At 70.7% G+C, this 16,934-nt stretch carries 14 protein-coding genes; 5 read left to right on the top strand and 9 right to left on the bottom strand.

All coding sequences use genetic code 11. The annotated features are described in order from the left end of the window. Positions 1-65: 65 nt before the first annotated feature. The 4 genes from F3H57_RS09790 to F3H57_RS09775 are packed head-to-tail and all read right to left on the bottom strand — an operon-like array spanning position 66 to position 4,239. Positions 66-1,055 (bottom strand): glycosyltransferase family 4 protein, encoded by a 990-nt coding sequence (locus F3H57_RS09790; protein WP_149755716.1) that lies wholly within the window; start codon positions 1,053-1,055, stop codon positions 66-68. 25 nt (positions 1,056-1,080) lie between these two features. Then, positions 1,081-2,061 carry a glycosyltransferase family 2 protein gene (locus F3H57_RS09785; RefSeq protein ID WP_149755715.1) on the bottom strand — a complete coding sequence of 327 codons (981 nt, stop codon included), beginning with the start codon at positions 2,059-2,061 and terminating at the stop codon, positions 1,081-1,083. 23 nt (positions 2,062-2,084) lie between these two features. After that, a complete protein-coding gene (locus F3H57_RS09780) occupies positions 2,085-2,999 on the bottom strand; it encodes a glycosyltransferase family 2 protein (protein ID WP_149755714.1) in 915 nt (304 codons plus the stop codon). A 4-nt stretch (positions 3,000-3,003) separates the two neighbouring features. Then, positions 3,004-4,239 (bottom strand): oligosaccharide flippase family protein, encoded by a 1,236-nt coding sequence (locus F3H57_RS09775; RefSeq protein ID WP_149755713.1) that lies wholly within the window; start codon positions 4,237-4,239, stop codon positions 3,004-3,006. 211 nt (positions 4,240-4,450) lie between these two features. Here F3H57_RS09775 and F3H57_RS09770 point away from each other — a divergent pair, with 211 nt between their 5' ends. Then, positions 4,451-5,689, top strand: coding sequence for a polysaccharide biosynthesis/export family protein (locus F3H57_RS09770; RefSeq protein WP_149755712.1), 1,239 nt, complete (start codon positions 4,451-4,453; stop codon positions 5,687-5,689). A gap of 10 nt (positions 5,690-5,699) precedes the next feature. Here F3H57_RS09770 and F3H57_RS09765 read toward each other — a convergent pair whose 3' ends face one another. The 3 genes from F3H57_RS09765 to F3H57_RS09755 all read right to left on the bottom strand — a co-directional run bounded on the left by F3H57_RS09765 (position 5,700) and on the right by F3H57_RS09755 (position 10,336). Beyond that, positions 5,700-8,291 (bottom strand): hybrid sensor histidine kinase/response regulator, encoded by a 2,592-nt coding sequence (locus F3H57_RS09765; protein WP_149755711.1) that lies wholly within the window; start codon positions 8,289-8,291, stop codon positions 5,700-5,702. Between the two features lie 12 nt (positions 8,292-8,303). Then, positions 8,304-8,804 carry an oxidoreductase gene (locus tag F3H57_RS09760; protein WP_149755710.1) on the bottom strand — a complete coding sequence of 167 codons (501 nt, stop codon included), beginning with the start codon at positions 8,802-8,804 and terminating at the stop codon, positions 8,304-8,306. 122 nt (positions 8,805-8,926) lie between these two features. After that, positions 8,927-10,336: a WecB/TagA/CpsF family glycosyltransferase gene (locus tag F3H57_RS09755; RefSeq protein ID WP_149755709.1), complete on the bottom strand. Its 1,410-nt coding sequence runs from the start codon at positions 10,334-10,336 to the stop codon at positions 8,927-8,929. A gap of 442 nt (positions 10,337-10,778) precedes the next feature. Between F3H57_RS09755 and F3H57_RS09750 the strand changes: the two genes are divergently transcribed. The 3 genes from F3H57_RS09750 to F3H57_RS09740 all read left to right on the top strand — a co-directional run bounded on the left by F3H57_RS09750 (position 10,779) and on the right by F3H57_RS09740 (position 14,435). Further along, entirely contained in the window at positions 10,779-11,396 is a 618-nt protein-coding gene (locus tag F3H57_RS09750; protein ID WP_149755708.1) for a response regulator, read from the top strand. Between the two features lie 289 nt (positions 11,397-11,685). Continuing rightward, on the top strand, positions 11,686-13,140 hold the full coding sequence (locus F3H57_RS09745) for a GumC family protein (protein WP_149755707.1): 1,455 nt from the start codon (positions 11,686-11,688) through the stop codon (positions 13,138-13,140). Then, positions 13,137-14,435: an O-antigen ligase domain-containing protein gene (locus F3H57_RS09740; protein ID WP_149755706.1), complete on the top strand. Its 1,299-nt coding sequence runs from the start codon at positions 13,137-13,139 to the stop codon at positions 14,433-14,435. Before F3H57_RS09745 ends, F3H57_RS09740 begins: the two co-directional genes overlap by 4 nt. Before the next feature lie 55 nt (positions 14,436-14,490). On the opposite strand, the gene F3H57_RS09735 is transcribed toward F3H57_RS09740, so the two are convergent. After that, positions 14,491-15,042: a lipid-binding SYLF domain-containing protein gene (locus tag F3H57_RS09735; RefSeq protein WP_188129656.1), complete on the bottom strand. Its 552-nt coding sequence runs from the start codon at positions 15,040-15,042 to the stop codon at positions 14,491-14,493. Positions 15,043-15,165: 123 nt separating this feature from the next. Next, positions 15,166-16,170, bottom strand: a complete 1,005-nt coding sequence (gene hemB, locus F3H57_RS09730) for a porphobilinogen synthase (protein ID WP_149755704.1) — start codon at positions 16,168-16,170, stop codon at positions 15,166-15,168. Positions 16,171-16,399: 229 nt separating this feature from the next. Here hemB and F3H57_RS09725 point away from each other — a divergent pair, with 229 nt between their 5' ends. Continuing rightward, on the top strand, positions 16,400-16,927 hold the full coding sequence (locus F3H57_RS09725; RefSeq protein ID WP_149755703.1) for a component of SufBCD complex: 528 nt from the start codon (positions 16,400-16,402) through the stop codon (positions 16,925-16,927). Positions 16,928-16,934 lie beyond the last annotated feature (7 nt).

Genomic DNA, 16,934 nt, shown 5'->3' with positions numbered 1-16,934 from the left:
GAGGTGACATGATCGGCCGGGTGCGATGCGTCGTAGGGTGGGCAATCTGCCCACCCCCTGCCGGATCAAGCAGCGGCGCGGCCCTCGGCCTGCGGCGCCAGAACGTCGGCGGCCAGCGCCATCCACTGGAGCGCGGCGGCCTCCTCGCGGCCGGTCGCGCGCGGCGCCGCGTCGTCGGCAATTCCCAGGCTGTCCAGGGCCGTCGTCCATGCCTCCACGGTCGGGGCCGCGACCGCGATCGCGCCGTCGCGCGCCTGGTCCGTCAGGCCGTCGACATTGGCCACCAGCACCGGCCGACCCGCCGCGCGCGCCTCGAGAGCGACGAGCCCGAACGGTTCCCACCGCGACGGCATTGCGACCGCGTCAGCCTGGGCCAGAGCCGCCGCCGGATCGGCGGCGAACGGCGCGAAGGAGATCCGGGGATCGCCGTCGGCAAGCGCCACCAGCGCGTCGCGGTCCGGCCCGTCACCGATCAGCACTAGCCGCAGGTCCTGCCGCGACGACGCGCGCATGGCACGAATCAGAAGATCGAAGCCCTTCTGCGCGTGGAACCGCCCGAGCGCCGCGACCGTCCGGACCGGTCCATCGGGGGCCGGCAGCGCGCGGAAGGCCGACAGATCCACGCAAGGCGGGATCACGGCCAGCGCCTCGTCCGAGACGAGCCCGCGGCGCACGAGCCATTCGCCCTGCGTCTGGCTGACCGCGACGATCCGGTCGAACATCGCGTAGGCGGCCGACAGGAGCGTGCCGAACCGCCGGCGCGCGTTCACGTTCCGCGCCACGAAACCCTCTGAATAGCTGTGTTCCACATGTACCAGCGGTGTGCCGGCGTGACGCGCGCGCAGGGCCATCAGACCGGGCAGTCCGCGCCAACTCACCGCGAGGTGCGACACGATGATGTGGGCGTCCGTCTGCACGGCGCCGGCGCGGTTCTTCTCGACCGCGATGACCTCGTGCGCGGCGAAGCCGAAGCGCGGGTCGGTCGACAGGAAATCGAGGTAGCGGGTCACGCCGCCGGGATTGGTGTCGTCGACGAGATGGGCGATGCGGATCATGGCAGCTTTCCTTTGAATGCGTGGATCAGGCGGTGCGACGCGCGGCGGCACGGCGGAGCGTATCCACCGGGCCGGTGCCGAGGGCGGCGAGGGCGAGGGTTGCGGCGGCCGTGACGCCGGTCTTCACCGGCTCCTCGAACGCCGGGCGCAGCGAGGCGGCGAAGGCGGCGCGCAGTCGGGCCAGTGCGGCGTCGGCGTCACCCGCGCTCACGGCGCGGCGGGCGAGATAGCGCAGCTGGTAGGCGCGCGCGGCAGGCGCGTGCCGCGCCATGAAGTCCGGCGCGAGCGGCGTGAGCTTGGCGACCATCCGCTCCCAGCTGTCGTATTGCCGGTCGAGCGCCGCCGACAGGCCGCCGGGGGCCACGCGGTAGCGGGTCAGAAGGCCCGGCACGCCGGCGATGTCCCAGTCGGTGGTGAGCGCCAGGCGCAGCCAGCACTCGATGTCCTCCGATTGCCGGAAGGTCTCGTCGAACCACCAGTCGCGCGCCGTCTCCTGCGCCGGGCGCCAGGCGATCGCGTCAAGCGCGGCGCGCCGGAAGACCGGCGCCGACCCGTTGCCGACCGGGTTGCGCTTGAAGACATGCGCGGCGGTCACACCGGACAGGCGCGGGCGCTGCGCGAGTCCCGTGCTCCGCCCGTCGGCGTCGATCAGCTCGGACCCCGAATAGCTGAGGCCGACCTGGGGGGATGCGTCCAGATGCGCGACGTGCCGGGCCAGCTTCGTGGGACGCCACAGATCGTCGGCGTCGCAGAACCCCACGAATTCGCCTTTTGCGGCATGGATGCCGGAATTGCGGGCGCCGGCGAGGCCGCGGTTGGGCTGCTGGACGAGCCGGATGCGCGGATCGCCGATCGACCGGGCGATGGCCGGCGTGCGGTCGGAGGAGCCGTCGTCGACCACCACGATCTCAAGATCGCGGAAGCTCTGCGCGACGAGCGAGCGCAGCGTTTCGTCGAGCGTGGCTTCGGCGTTGTAGGCGGGCACGACGATGGAGGCGCGGGGCATTGGACCGGTCCTTTCCAAGGTGATCAGTGAGAGAAGAGCGCGCGGCGCGTGCGGCGCGGCAGGATCTGTGCAGCGAGCGCGCCGGCGAGCGTCATGACACCGCGGCGCAGGTCGGAAAAGAAGCCGGCGGGCGACGTCCAGGCCCCGGCAAGGGCGAGGCGCAGCGTCTCGCGCGGGGGCGCGTCAGTGCGCAGCGCGCGGCGGGCGAGGTAGCGCAGGTGGATCGCTTCGGCGCGCGCACTCGTTCGGAAGCCATGGCGCAGGGCGGTGGCTACCGCTGCTTCGCGGCCGCGGGACATGGCCGCGAGATCGGCGGACAGGCCCGTCGGGCTGGTGCGGTAGTAGACCAGCGTCTCTGCCACCGGGACCAGCCGGTTGCCGGTGGCGACGAGCCGGATCAGCCATTCCAGATCCTCGTTGTGAACGAGCCGCGTGTCGAAGCCGCCGGTCGCGGCGAAGGCGGCGCGGCGCACCGCGAGGTTCGACATCGTGCAGACCGGGTTCTCGCCCAGCAGCATCGGCACGGTCACATGCCCGCCCGGCAGCGAGGACACGGTCCGCGTGCCCGCCTCGTCGAAGAAGGCGATGCGCGAGAAGGCAGCGTCGATACCCGCGTTGCGGAAGATCTGCGCCATGATCTCGAGCTTGCGCGGCGCCCAGACGTCGTCCGCGTCGAGAAAGGCGATGATTTCGCCGGTCGTCTCGGTCAGCGCGAGGTTGCGCGCGGCGCTGGGGCCCTTGGCAGGGTTGTCGATCACCCGGATGCGCCGGTCCCGGCCGGCGGCGGCCTCGGCGATGACGCGGGTGGCGTCGGTCGATCCGTCGTCGACGATCAGCGCCTCCCAGTCGGTCAGGGTCTGGTGTTCGAGGCTGTCGAGGGTGTCGGCGAGGGTGTTGTCGGCGTTGAAGGCCGGGATGACGATGCTGAAACGCGGCATGGGATCAGGCCTCCTGAGGGGCGGGGCGAAGGGCGGGGCGGAGCACAGGCGCCGCGGCGCCGAGCTGGGTGAGGGCGGTGACGACGAGCGTGCCCCAGGCGATGGCGGTCAGCCCGAAGGGGGCCAGAAGCGCGACGTTGAGCATCAGCGCGGCGGCCATGGCGAGGGTCACGGTGAACTCCACCTGCGGGCGGTCATGGGCGCGCAGCCATCCGGCGGCGGCCGACCAGACGACCCCCGGGATCGCGGCGAGGCAGAGGATGGAGACCACGTCCGAGATCCCGTCCCAGCCGCTCCCGAAGAGGATCGGCACGTAATAGGGCGCGGCCAGCGCCTGCAGGATGACCGCCGGGGCGATCACGCCAAGCGACAGACCCAGCGCCTGGCGCAGCGCCGCGGCGCGGTCGGTCGCGGTGCAGAGGTGCGGGAAGAGGGCGGTCGCGAAGGCTTGTGCAAAGGAGGAGGCAAGGCCGAGACCGGCATTGAACGCCATGAAGTAGAGGCCCAGCAGTTCCGGTCCCAGCATGGCGCCGACGATCAGCTTGTCGCCCTGCATCCGCGATGCCTTCACCACCTCGACGCCCAGCACCGACGCGCCGTAACGCACGAAGGGGCGCAGCGGGGCGGGGCGCGCGGCGCGGTCCGGCGTCCAGGGGTGCAGGCGGCGCATTGCGACGAGCCAGATCGGCGCGGCAAGAAGGCGCGGCAGGACCAGGGCGAGCGGCCCCGGCATAGCGAAGGCAAGGATTGCCGACATCAGGTTCGCGCCGACCACCTGGCCGCCGGCGATGGCGGCGGTGGCCTGCATCTTGCCGGCGCGCATCGCCAGCGCGCAGCTCACGAGGCCGGCGGGCATGAACAGGTACTCTGCCGCCAGGATCGCGATCAGCGCGAACAGCAGCAGCGAGCCGCCCATCGCCCAGAGCGCCGCGCCCACCGCGATCTGTAGCGCGAAGAGCCCCAGGCACCACGCCCAGAAGATCCGCGACGCGGTGCGGCAGGTGGCGGCGAGATCGGCGTCGGAGGCGGCGATGATGCGCTGGCCCGCGCCGTTCTCGGTCAGCGCCTTGAGGATATCGGCAGCGGCGAGCGCGGCGGCGGCAATGCCGATCGCGGCGGGCTCCATGCTGCGTGCGACGGCGACCACGACCGCCAGCCGCGACACCTTGGCGGCGCCTTCGGACAAGCAGTAGGCCATCAACGGACGGGCGAAGGGGCCGAGGCGGCGGGTCAGGGTCATGGCATCCGTCGGGGTTTGGGTTGCAGGGCGTGAGGGAGGTGTAAGCCCATGGCCTCGCGAAATCTTCCGCGCCGGGGGAGAGCGGAGGGGGGCAGACGGGCTGTGGCCTATCCGCACGGATAGGTTGCCGGCGCCGGCCGGGTCGGTGGACGGACGGCACGCGGCGTGCGACATCTGAGGCACATCACTTCCCGCCGGAGATCCGCGCCCCGTGACCCGTCTCGTCTTCTGCAGAGCTGCCGTTTTCGGCCTGTCGGTCCTGGCGCTGGCCAGTGGCTGTGCCGCCCCGCGGACGGCGCAGAACCTCGAGCCGGTGTCGCGCGGCGCCGGTTACCAGGCGCAGTGGCGCGATCTCGTGCGACCGCCGGCGGACCCGCCCGTCCTGCGCGCGGCAGAGATGAACGCGGCCGGATGCCGGCCCTTCGCGGGCGGCCCCGGCGACGGACGCGGCGGCGCAAAGCTCGGCACGCGCGTTCCCGCTCAGCTTTCGGGGGAGACGCTGTCGCGCGGCGATCTTCTGGATCTGCGCCTGCCGGACGAGGAGACCTTTACCGGCGATTATGTCGTCTCACGCGACGGCACGCTGAAGGTGCCGTTCCTGCGGCCGATCCGCGCCGAGGGTCGCACGCCCGAGGCCGTCGCCGCCGATCTGCGCTCGGCGCTGGTGGCGGGCGAGTTCTACGACGAGACGCCCGAGCTGTCGCTTCTGGTGACCGACCTCGCCTCCGTCCGCGTCGCGGTGTCAGGGGCGGTGTTCGAACCCCAGCCGGTGGAGATCGGCAACGTCTCCGGGCAGGATCGCGACGCGCGGCGACAGGCGGCGCTCGGTGCCTCGACCGAGGGGCGCAACCTGTCGGTCGCGATCCGCAGCGCCGGGGGCATCCGGCCCGACGCGGACCTCTCGGCGGTGCAGCTCACCCGCGGAGGCAGCGTCTACACGCTCGACCTGCGCGGGGTGATGGAGGGTCGGGCGGTGCCGGACGTGATCCTGGCGTCCGGCGACGAGGTGCACGTGCCGTCGCGCCAGTGCTTCCAGGACGACCTGATGCGGCCCTCGCCGATCAGCCCGCCGGGCATCGCGCTCTACCTGTCGAACCTGACCGTGCCGGCGACCGGCAACGCGCCCTCGGCGATCGGGCAGGAGGTGCGCGAGGTGCCTTACGGCACCCGCTACATGCAGGCGGTGGTCGACGCCAACTGTGTCGGCGGGGCGCGCGCGTCCTCGGCGGCTCGGTCGGCCGCACTCTTCACCCGCAACCCGGTGACCGGCGTGTCGGTGGTGATCGAACGGTCGGTGGAGGAGATGCGCGCCCGTGCCGACCGCGACGATTACGATCCCTATCTTCTGCCTGGCGATGCCATCGCCTGCTACGACAGCGGCGTGACCAACCTGACCGAGGTCGCGCGGGTCGTGGGCATCGTCGGTGCAGCGGGCCTGGTGGTGCGCTGAGCGCTGCCGCTCAGGCCCCGTCGCGCCAGCGCGCCAAGGCTGTCGAGGTCCCGGCCCAGAGCGTCGACAGCTCCGCCCGCTGAAGCGGATCCAGCGGCTCGCCGCGCTTCAGCGCCGTCTCGATGTCCGCCAGCGCACGGTGCAGGGCGCGCAAGCCCAGCGTCGCGCAGGAGCCGGCGGCGCGGTGCACATCCTCGCGCAGCGCGGCCTGGTCCGGACCGTCGGACGCGGCCACGGCGGCGACGGTCGCGTCGATCTCTTCCATCGCGCGGGCCAGCAGGCCTTCGCGCGCGCCCTCGGGCAGATCGGTCCAGACCGATTGCAGATGCGCCTCGTCGACCAGAGGGTCGGTGCGGTCCGTGCGGGGCACCGCAGGGCCGACATCCGGACCCGTCCCAATGGCGGCGGCCAGTGTCCGCGCGAGCACGTCGCGGTCGATGGGCTTGTTCACCACGTCGGTCATGCCGGCGGCGTGGAAGCCGGCGATCTCCTCGGGCAGGGCATGTGCGGTGACAGCGAGGATCGGTACGTCGCGGCAAGGGCCGGCCCCGTCGCGGATGACGCGCGCTGCCTCCAGCCCGTCCATGACGGGCATCGAGACGTCCATCAGGATGGCGTCGAAGCGCCGCGTGGCGGCCCGGTGGACACCGGCGCGGCCGTCCTCGGCCTCCGTCACCTTATGTCCGTCCGCCTCGAGCATCTCGCGCGCGACGGCGCGGTTGATCGGGTTGTCCTCCACCAGCAACAGGTCGAGCGGGGAGGCCGGCCGCGCCGGGCCGGCGGCATCCGCATGCTCACCTGCGGCATCGGCGTCGCCGCAAAGGAGCGGTACGCGCAGCCAGAACAGGCTTCCTTCGCCCGGTTCGCTTTCGGCGCCGATGTCTCCGCCCATCAGCCGGGCGAGCCGCCGCGCGATCCCGAGTCCGAGCCCGGTGCCGCCGGCGGCGCGGGCATAGGACGAATCGAGCGTCTCGAAATCGAGGAAGATCCGTTCGACGTCCTCTTCCGCGATACCGATGCCGGTGTCGATAACGCGGAACTCCACCATGTCGCCATCGCCCAGCGCCTCGACCTCGATCGTGACCTCGCCGCCGCGCGTGAACTTCACCGCATTGCCCGCGAGGTTGAGAAGTACCTGCCGAAGTCGCCTGGCGTCGCCGGTGCAGCCATCGTGCGGGGGACCGATCCATTCCCATGCCAGGGTGTCGCCGTTCGCCGCGGCGAGGGGCGCGATGGTCTCGACCACGCCGTCCAGCAACCGTTCCACGGAGAGCGGGCGGCGCTCCGCCTCCATCTTGCCGGCCTCGTACTTGGACAGGTCCAGCACGTCGTTGACGAGACCCAGCAGCATCCGGCCGGAGCTTTGCATCCGGTCCAGAAGCTCGCTTTGCCGCTCCGTCGTCGCATGATCGCGCATCAACTGCATGGAACCGAGCAGCCCGTTCAGCGGCGTGCGCATCTCGTGACTCATCACCGCGAGAAACTCGGCTTTGGCGCGCTCTCCGGCGAGGGCCCGGTCGCGCGCCTCGGTCAGGCCCTGTTCGGCCGCCTTGCGGCGCGAGATGTCGCGAATATAGGCGATGTGGACCGGCGCGCCCTCGGTGTCCGCGCGGCCGACCGAGATCTCGGCGGGGAAGGTGCGGCCCACCATGTCGCGGGCCGGCGATTCGAAACGGCGCGATTGCGGCGGCACCGACCGGGCGGCATCGCCGGTCAGGAACCCGAACGGTCCGTCGCGCAGAGCCTCTTGCGCCTCTGGCGGGAACAGGCTGGTGATCTGAAGCCCGATACCCTCTTCCGGACCGAGCCCGAAGATCGCGCGGCCGGCCATGTTCACTTCCTCGATCATCCCTTCGCCGTCGAGCACGAAAATACCGTCGAGCGAGGTTTCGACGATCGCGCGGGTGCGCACTGCGCCCCGCGTGACATCGCGCTCCCGGTCCTCGGCAAGGTTCACGAGCCGGTAGAGAAAGACCGCGAGGAAGACGAGCCCGGCAAAGAGCGCCGCGAGCACGAGCCCGAGAAGGCCGAGCACCCGAACCAGTTCCGTGCGCCGGTCGTCCGCCACCTCCGCGAAGGCGGAGAGTCCCTCCAGCGTCAGTGCGCGCAACGGTTCCTGCGCGGCCAGCGCGTCCTGCTTCAGCTCGTCGAGCCCGGCGCGCAGCCTCTCATCTGAACCGTCGATCAGCGGCACCGCGCCGTCGAGGAATTCAAAGACCCGGGTGCGAGGGCCTTCGTAGTCGGGCACGTCGCGCAGGGCCCGGAAGGCCTCGGCTTCCGACAGCGTGTTCAAGCGGCTGTAGAAAATGTCGAAGCTGCGCCGCACCCGGGCGAGGGCGCCGGGCTCGGGGTCGCGCTGGGCCTCGGCGAGGGACAGCCGGAAGCGCAGGTATTCCACCTCGGTCTGCGCGAGGGTCCATTGCAGGTTGTCGGAATTGGCCGTCGAGAAGGCCTCGATCTGGCGGTCCAGCAGTACCCCGATGCCGATGACGAGGCCGGCGCAGACCAGTAGTGCGGCGATGGCGGGGGCCATGCGCGTGCGCCGCCAGTGCGGGTAGCGCTCTGTCCCCTGGGGGGAATCGGCGGTCGTGTCGTCGCGCATTGCGCGACCCGGTTACTCGGTCACGACGATGCGGTCCAGTTGCCAGATGCTGCGCGAATAGGTCACCTCGGACTGGAACTCGGGCTCGGAATCGTATGGGTACACGATCCAGAGCGGCCCCTTGTCGCGCACCGACATCGGCTCGCCGTTGTTCAGGTAGGCGACGACGGGGCCCTCGCGCTCCCAGTCGGCGCGCGGGATCTCGACGGCGTAGTCGTTGATCGCGGTGGCCTGGATCGCGCTGCCCTCGGCGCAGGCGGCCGACAGGATCTCGCCCAGAGGTACGCCGGTGAAGCTCTGCACGCCGTCGGTCCAGATCGTCTCGGTCTCGATCGTCACGGGATTCATCGACTCGAGCATGGCCCGGTCGAAGACCGCCGAGTCGCCGTCGTTGGTGCAGCCGATCTCTCCGCTCACGGTCAGCAGCGGGTCGGCGTCGGGCGCCGGCAGATCCTGTGCCAGGGCGGCGGGCGCGGCGAAGAGGAGGGTCAGGGCAAGGCGAATCGGGGTCATGGGCTCGGGCTTCTCATCAGGCGTTGGCAGGGGTTTCATGGCACAATCGGGACGTGTTTCGCAGATGGGTATCCGGAGGGTCGGACCTATCCGTTCGGGTAGGCGGCCCGTCCAGGAGGGGGTCAATACGCGCCGCGCCCGCCGATGACGGCCCGGAATGTCAGTGCGATCAACACCAGGTCGAGAAGGACGGAACGCGAGCGGGCATAGGCGAGATCCATGTCGATCATCTTGTCGAAGCCGATCTCGGCCCGGCCGGAGACCTGCCAGATGCCGGTGAGCCCCGGCTTGACGGCCAGGCGGCCGAGCGCCCGCGCGGGATAGGCCTCTACCTCCTGCGGCAGGGCCGGGCGCGGACCGACGATCGACATCTCGCCGCGCACGATGTTGAGGATCTGCGGCAGTTCGTCGATCGAGAACCGGCGCAGCAGCCGGCCGATCCGCGTCACCCGCGGATCGTTGCGCGACTTGAAGCACACGCCGGCGCGGTCGGATTGGGCCAGCAGCGCGGCGCGCCGTGCCTCTGCGTCCACGTGCATGGACCGGAATTTGTAGAGCCGGAAGGGCACGCCGTCCTTGCCGATCCGCGTCTGGCAGAACAGGACCGGGCCGCGGCTGTCGATCCGGATCGCCGCGGCGAGAAGCAGGGCGACCGGCAACAGCAGCAGAAGCGCGCCGCCGGCGAGCGTCAGGTCGAGCGCCCGGCGCGTCGCCGCGACACGGTCGAGTTCGGCGATAGCGGCCCGGGCGGCCCGCGCCAGGAAGGTCGCGTTGCCGACCAGGTAGCGGCCAGCCATGCGCCGCGGCTCCATCGCCAGGCGCCAGGCCCATTCGGCGCGCGCGCGCCGCACGATCTGCGGCGCCCGCGCCACGCGGCCCGCCAGGAAATCGAACAGGGCGCCGACCCCCATGGTGATCCGGGCGCCCAGCCGGCGGGCGTTGTCGGCCAGCCAGCGGTCCTGCATCGGCACGCCGAGCGCGACGAGCAGGATGTCGGGCCGCGCCGCGTTGATCGCGGCGATGGCGGCGGCGGAGTCGGCCAGGCCCTCGTACCCGTCCCGCGTGCCGACGACGCGCAGCCCTGGGTGGTCGAGGCAGAGCCGCCGCGCCGCCGCGTCGGCCACGCCAGGCCGGCCACCCAGCAGGTAGACGCTCAGCCCGCGTGCGGCGGCCCGTGCCATCAGCTTCGGCGTGAAATCGGTCCCGTTCAGATTCTCCGTGATGTTGTCGCCTGTGAGGCGAGCGGCGATCTCCACGCCGACACCGTCCGGCAGCACCATGTCGGCGGTGGCGAGCGCGTCGTGATAGGCCGCGTCCCGCGCCGCGACATTGGCGCAATGGGCATTGAGAAAGGCGACCCGCGCCCGGGCACCCGGTTGCATCAGGCGGTCGAGCACGGCCGCGGCCGGCGCCGACACGACGTCGAGGCCGAAAAGAGGCAGGGTCCGTAGCGCCCGCGGCGCCGGTGCGGCGGCGGCGGTCGGGGCAGGGTGGACCGGCTGGCCGGCGGTGATCGGGTAGGCGTAGCTCATCGGGGCGTCTCCTGGCGCAAAGGGCTGTCGTTGCACCGGATTTGCCCCGCCTGGCCTGTGCCGCGCCACGTCCCGCCCGGCGAGCGCGCGCGCCCCGCCGGGTGAGCGGCTGCCCGTCCGGCGGGGCGGCCCGCCGCCGCGGGAGAGGTGTCCGCCCCGATGGGGACACCGGTCCGGGGAGAACGGGGCGCGCCATGGCCCGAACGGCGCGCGCCCCTGTCCGAACGGGCACCGCGACCTGTCCGTGCGACGGATGGACATCACGCGCGGATGCCCTTCTCTCGCCACGTTCACGGTGTTGACTTGACACAACGACAAGGCGAGGCGATGGACCGAGATGCAGACCAACCGTTTGGAAACAGCGCCCTTGCGCGCAGAAGGATCGCGGCAGACGGCCCCCGAGGGGCCGGCGCGGCGACTTGCGGCGGCCGGAGGACAGAGCTTGCGTATCCTGATTGCCGATGACCACGACCTCGTTCGCGATACGGTCGTTCTGTATCTCGAGAACGAGGGCGGCATCACGACGGAGACCGCGGCCGACCTCGGCGGCGCCCTGCGACTGATCGAGGCGGGCACGCCTTTCGATCTCGTCCTTCTCGACTTCTCGATGCCCGGCATGGACGGGCTCGAGGGGCTGCGCAAGGTGATGGCCCTGCCGGGCCGCCACCGCGTCGCGCTGATCTCGGGGACCGCGAACCGCGAGGTCGCGGAGGAGGCGCTCGCGGTCGGCGCGGCCGGGTTCCTGCCCAAGACCCTGCCGGCGCGGAGTCTTGTGAACGCGGTGCGTTTCATGGCGATGGGCGAGCAATACGCGCCGCTGGACTTCATGCGCGCGCGCGAACCGGACGCGCCCGAGAACGCCCTGGCCAAGACGCTCTCGCGGCGCGAGCTCGAAGTGCTCGAAGGCCTCACGCTCGGCAAGTCGAACAAGGAGATCGCCCGCGATCTCGACATCCGCGAGCCGACGGTGAAGCTGCACGTCAAGACGCTCTATCGCAAGATCGGCGCGTCCAACCGCACCCAGGCGGCGATCATCGCCAAGGAAGCCGGCCTCTTCTGATCCCTGCAACCTCTCGGCGCGGCTGACGGTCCCGGTCCGGGCCGCGCGATCTCTCTCCACAGCGCGCCCGCCCCTGCTTCTTTGGGCCGCAAATACTCCGGGGAGCGCGAGGGGCCGGCCCCTCGCTCCTGCCGTCTCCACCCGCGGAACTGCTCGGACGACGCGCCGGGCCCTCCGCATCCTATCCGCCCGGATAGCCCCACTCTCCGAACCCTCCCCACGGGTATCCGCCGGCCTCCGCGCGGGCCGCACTCTTCGCGGCTATGACGGACCGCGAAGGAGACCCGCCATGATCCCAATCCCGCGCCTTGTCCGCCTGCCGTTCCGCCAGCTGTCCGCCCTGCGCCTACTGCGGGGGGGCCGCGTGGCCGATCTCGGCCGCATGCCCCGTTATGCCGGGCTCTTCGCGATCGGTGCGGTCTGCATCTGGACGCCGATCATGAGTTACCTGGAGACCGCGCCGCTGCGCTACACCTCCGGGCTGTCGCTGATCCTGCCGGGTGCGGGTGCCTCGGCCTCGGTCAACCTCGACCGGATCGGGCAGGCCTCGTCGTTTTCCAATTCGCCCTATGCCAATTCCTCCGTCAGCCCGACGGAGACCTACAAGCGCCTGATCGGGGCAGAGCGGATCCTCGGCGCCGCGGCGGAAACGCTGGACATGCACCCGCGCGATTTCGGCCAGCCGCGGGTGGAACTGGTCGATCAGACCGGGCTCATCCATGTCAGCATGGTCGGCAACTCGCCCGAGGATGCCAAGGCGCGAGGCGATGCGCTCCTCTCCGCCTTCTTCTCGGAGATCGAGGCGCTGCGCGCCGACGAGGCGTCGATCCGCGAGACCGGCGCCGGCGAGGCGATCGAGGAATACCGCCAGTCGGTGCTCGCCACCCGGGAGGAGATCGCGCGCCTCCAGCGCGAAACGGGCCTCATCTCCGCCGAGCAGTTCGACACGCTGGTGGCCGAGACCGACGCGCTGCGCGAGCGTGTCTCGGACCTGACCGCGACGCTCGACGAGAAGACCGAGGCGGTGACGGCGCTCCAGCAGGCGCTCGGCACCACGCCGCCGCTCGCGGCCGCGGCCCTGCGGCTTCACGCCGACACCGAGTTCGGCGCGCTGGCCGCGGCGATGTCGGAGCAGGCGGCGCTTCTCAGCGAGGCGCGCGGCCGGTTCGGGGAAAACCATCCGAAGGTGCGCGCCGCGCGCACCGCCCATGCCGCCGCCGCATCCGAGGCCACCGTCCGCGCCGCCCGCCTGACCGGCCTGTCGGGCGACGCGCTGGACGGGCTCGACCTCAGCCATGTGGGCAGCCGTGCCGACCTTCTGTCCAAGCTCGTCACGCTCGAGGCCGAGCGCGCCGGCCTCGCCGCAGAACACGCCGCCATGACCACCCGTCTTGACGCCGCCGAGGCGCAGCGCATCGCGCTTCTGGAGCCTGCGGCGCGGCTCGAGGATCTCAGCCGCGATTTCGAGGTGGCCGAGGCCGTCTTCGCCTCTGCCATGGCGCGCAGCCAGACCACCAAGACGGACCTGTATGCTTCCTATCCGCTGGTGCAGGTGCTGGAAGATCCGGCGCTGCCGACCGAGCCGTCCTCGCCCAAGCGCAAGCTGGCGCTCGCGGCCGGCATCGCCGCGACGATGTTCTTCTTCATGGGCCTGATGCTGGGCTGGCTGCGCCGTCCGCTGATCGACCGTCTGCTGACCACCGGCGAGCCCCGCGCAACCCCCGCCATGGTGCCGGCCGAATGACCGCGCTTCCGCAGAACCCGGCCGAGGCGATGGTGAACAAGGCGCTGCGCCTGACCTGGCCGTTCTACTTCATCGGCGCGCTCTACGTCGTCGGGCCGGTGCTGGCGTGGCTCCTGGGCGGGCTGGCGGCGCTGTCGCTCTATCTCGGGCCGGCGATCCGTGCGGATCTTCGGGCGCGCGGGCCGGTGCCGCCGGTCGTGTGGTGCTGGTTTCTCGGCATGTTCGTGATGCTGGTGGCGCTCTGGGTCGGGCACGTGGACTGGGGCCTCGGGCTGAAGCAGACAATCAAGTCGTCGATCGGCTGGGCCAAGGGCTGGGCGCTTCTGGCGCTGTTTCCCCTCGCGGGTGCGGTGCTGCCGATCCGGCGCGAGGTGCTGGTGCGCGGGCAATGCGTCGTGGGGCTCTGGACGCTCGCGCTTCTGCCGATCCTCTTCGCGGCGCCTTATGTCGGCCTGCCGGAGCGGATCTTCACCTCGCCGCTCAAGGCCATCGGCGGGCCGGGGCCGGAGTATTTCTCGGTCTACTTCTTCACCTGGGATCCGGGCAGCTGGACGCCGCGCTGGCAGTTCTATGCGCCGTGGTCGCCCTTTGCCGCGCTTCTCGGCGTGATCCAGGTCTGTTTCGCGCTGGAGGAAAAGAACATCCGCTGGAAGAGCATCGGCATTGCCGCCGGCGTCGCGATGATCCTTCTGTCGAAATCGCGCATGGGGCTGGTCGGCCTCGTGGCCTGCACCACGGGGCCGCGGCTGATGCCGCTGATCCTGCGGGGCTGGGCGTGGCAGATGCTCGCCGCCGCGGCGGCGTCGCTCGCCGTGGTCGGCACCGCGCTGGTGCAAGCGATCAAGGACGGCATCGCCGCGTTCAAGGGCGCGCGGGCGGATTCGACCCGCGTGCGCGAGACGCTGCAGCGCATCGCCGGCGAGCGCTGGCAGAACGAGGCGTTCTGGTTCGGCCACGGCACCGTGCATCCCGGTGCGCATGTCGTCGAATACATGCCCATCGGCAGCCATCACACCTGGTGGGGGCTGCTCTTCGTGAAGGGCCTCGTCGGCCTCCTGGCGCTGCTGGTGCCGCTCCTGTGGCAGACGCTTCTGGCGCTGACGGACGCGGCACGAGGGCCGCGCGGGGCGCTGCCGCTGTCCATCGTGATGACCATTGTGCTTCTGAGCTTCGGCGAGAATCTGGAGATCGAGGCCTACATGCTCTGGCCGGGGCTCATCGTCCTCGGCATCCACGCGGCGGAGCTGCACGCCGAACGCAAGTCGGCGCCGGACACGGTGCCGCAGGCGGCCTAAACCATCAGCCCCCGACCGTCGCCGAGGGTGGAGCAGTCATCGCCTAAGACGCGCGTTACGGAATGATCCGCGAGTATTTCGTGCCTTCGACGGTCGCACCCGCGCGCAGGCCGGATTGCCCGAAGATCACCGCGATCACCGGAGAAGTGGAGGTCAGAGTCTCCGCCGTCAGCGTCTCGCCGCCCTCGGGGATCGCGTATTCCACGTTCGCGCCTGCGGTCCAGCCGGGCGAGCGGCGGAAGTTCTGCAGCGCATCCTCGGTCATGAAGAACAGCACATGGGCGTATTGTTGCGCGCCGATCTGCAGCCCGGCCGAGGCCCGGGTGGTCGAGTAGTAGTCCACCGTCGCGTCGTTCACCCGCAGTGCGCCGCGCCCGTAGGCGCCGCCGAGGCCGAGCCCGGCCTCGGTCACCAGCGGCATCACCAGGATGCCGCTGGCCTTCTCGCGCAGCTGCGTGGTGCCGGGATATTGCTGATAGAGCGCCCGAAGTGTCGCATCGACCCGCGCGTCGATACGCTCCGGACCGCGGCTGCCCACCGCGTTGTTGCAGGCCGCAAGGCCGACCGCGCCCAGCCCGAGCAGGAGCCCGCGTCGTGTGAAATCCATCATGATACCGCTCTTTTCTGCCTGAAATGTCTCGGGTCCGGCCATTCCTTGCCGGTTGAGTAGCAAACTACCCGCTCCTCGGCGAATTGTCACCGTCAAGCCGCCGCAATGAGCAGATCGCCGCTATGCGTTTAGCAGGCGTGCGGCTTCTGGCGCGAAATATGTCAGCACGCCATCGCAGCCGGCGCGTTTGAAGGCCATCAGGCTTTCCATCATCACCCGCTCGCCATCGAGCCAGCCATTGCGCGCCGCGCCGGCCAGCATCGCGTATTCGCCCGACACCTGGTAGGCATAGGTCGGGGCGCCGAAGGCGTCCTTGGCGCGGCGGCAGATGTCGAGATAGGGCATCCCAGGCTTGACCATCACCATGTCCGCGCCTTCCGACAGATCGCGCGCGACGAGCCGCATCGCCTCGTCGCCGTTCGCCGGGTTCATCTGGTAGGTCGTCTTGTCGCCCTTGAGCGCGCCGGACGCCCCGACCGCATCCCGAAACGGCCCGTAGAAGGCCGAGGCGTATTTGGCCGCGTAGCTCAGCAGCGCGACATTGTGGTGACCTTCGGCCTCCAGCGCGGCGCGCAGCGCGCCGATGCGGCCGTCCATCATGTCCGAGGGTCCGATGATGTCGGCGCCCGCAGCCGCCTGGCTCAGCGCCTGTTTTACCAGCGCCTCCACCGTCTCGTCGTTGACGACGTAGCCGTCGCTGTCGCGCACGAAGCCGTCCTGACCGTCGATGTTGTAGGGGTCGAGCGCGACGTCGGTCATCACGGCGATCTCCGGCACCGCGTCCTTGATCGCGCGGGTCGCGCGGTTCGACAGGTTCTCGGGGTTCCAGGCCTCCGCGCAATCCTTCGTCTTGAGCGAGGGATCGGTGTAGGGAAACAGGCAGATCGCCGGGATGCCCAGATCGCTTGCCTCGCGCGCGGCCTCGACGACGCGGTCGACCGACCGGCGGTGGACACCCGGCATCGAGGGGATCTCCTCCATCACGTCCGTGCCGTCCCGCACGAACACCGGCCAGATGAAATCCGCCGGAGACAGCGCATTTTCCTGTGTCAGCGCGCGCAGCGCGGGCGTCGCGCGGGTGCGGCGGAATCGGGTGGCGGGGAAGGGGGCCTGAACGGGCTGCATCGGTGTGAACCTCCTGGACGTCGCGCCCGTCTGCCATGCACCGGGGCGCCCGGCGAAGTCCAGCCCGGTGGCGGTGAGCGTGCCTTGGATACCTACGGTGCGGCTCAATTCGCCGGAGCGCCGCGCTCGTTCCTTGTCTTTGCCCGCCGCTTCCGCCAAGTCTCCGCAGACACGGTTTGTTCCCGCTGCCTCCGCGGGGATGATACCGACCATCTGGACGAGGGCGCGCGTGGACTGGCATCAGACCGTTTTCGAAGTGATCGACATGCGGTCGTTCTCGAACCTGTGGTTCTGGATCGCGCTGGCGGTCATGTGGTCGACGGCGAGCCACTGGGTCCTCGGCGTGCCCTTCGACATGGTCAGCCGCGCCGCCCGCCTTGGCGGGCAGGCCGAGACGGACTTCGAGGACATGGTGCGCATCAACGTGAACCGCCTTCTGCTGATCGCGGAAGAGGCCGGGCTGATCCTTGTCTCCATAGGCTCTTTCGGGCTCACCGCGCTGGCGGTGCTCGGCTTCGGCTTCGGGCTGGAGTTCGCGCAGGCGCTGTTCCTGCTTGGCCTGCCGATGACGTTCGTCGGCCTTTTGTCGGTGCGGACCGCGGCACAGATCCGGCGCCGGGGCCTTAGCGGCGCGGAGCTGCGGCGGCGCCTCGGGCGGCACCGCGTGGCAGTGCAGGCGATCGGCGTCCTGTCCGTTCTGGTCACGACCATGTGGGGGATGTACATGAACCTTGCCGTCGGGCCCTTCGGCAGTTGACGGCGCG

The organism is Roseivivax sediminis (assembly GCF_900112685.1).
In the GTDB taxonomy this organism is placed as follows: domain Bacteria; phylum Pseudomonadota; class Alphaproteobacteria; order Rhodobacterales; family Rhodobacteraceae; genus Roseivivax; species Roseivivax sediminis.
Note: the sequence above shows the minus strand (reverse complement) of the source record. Positions and strands in the feature narration are given on the sequence as shown.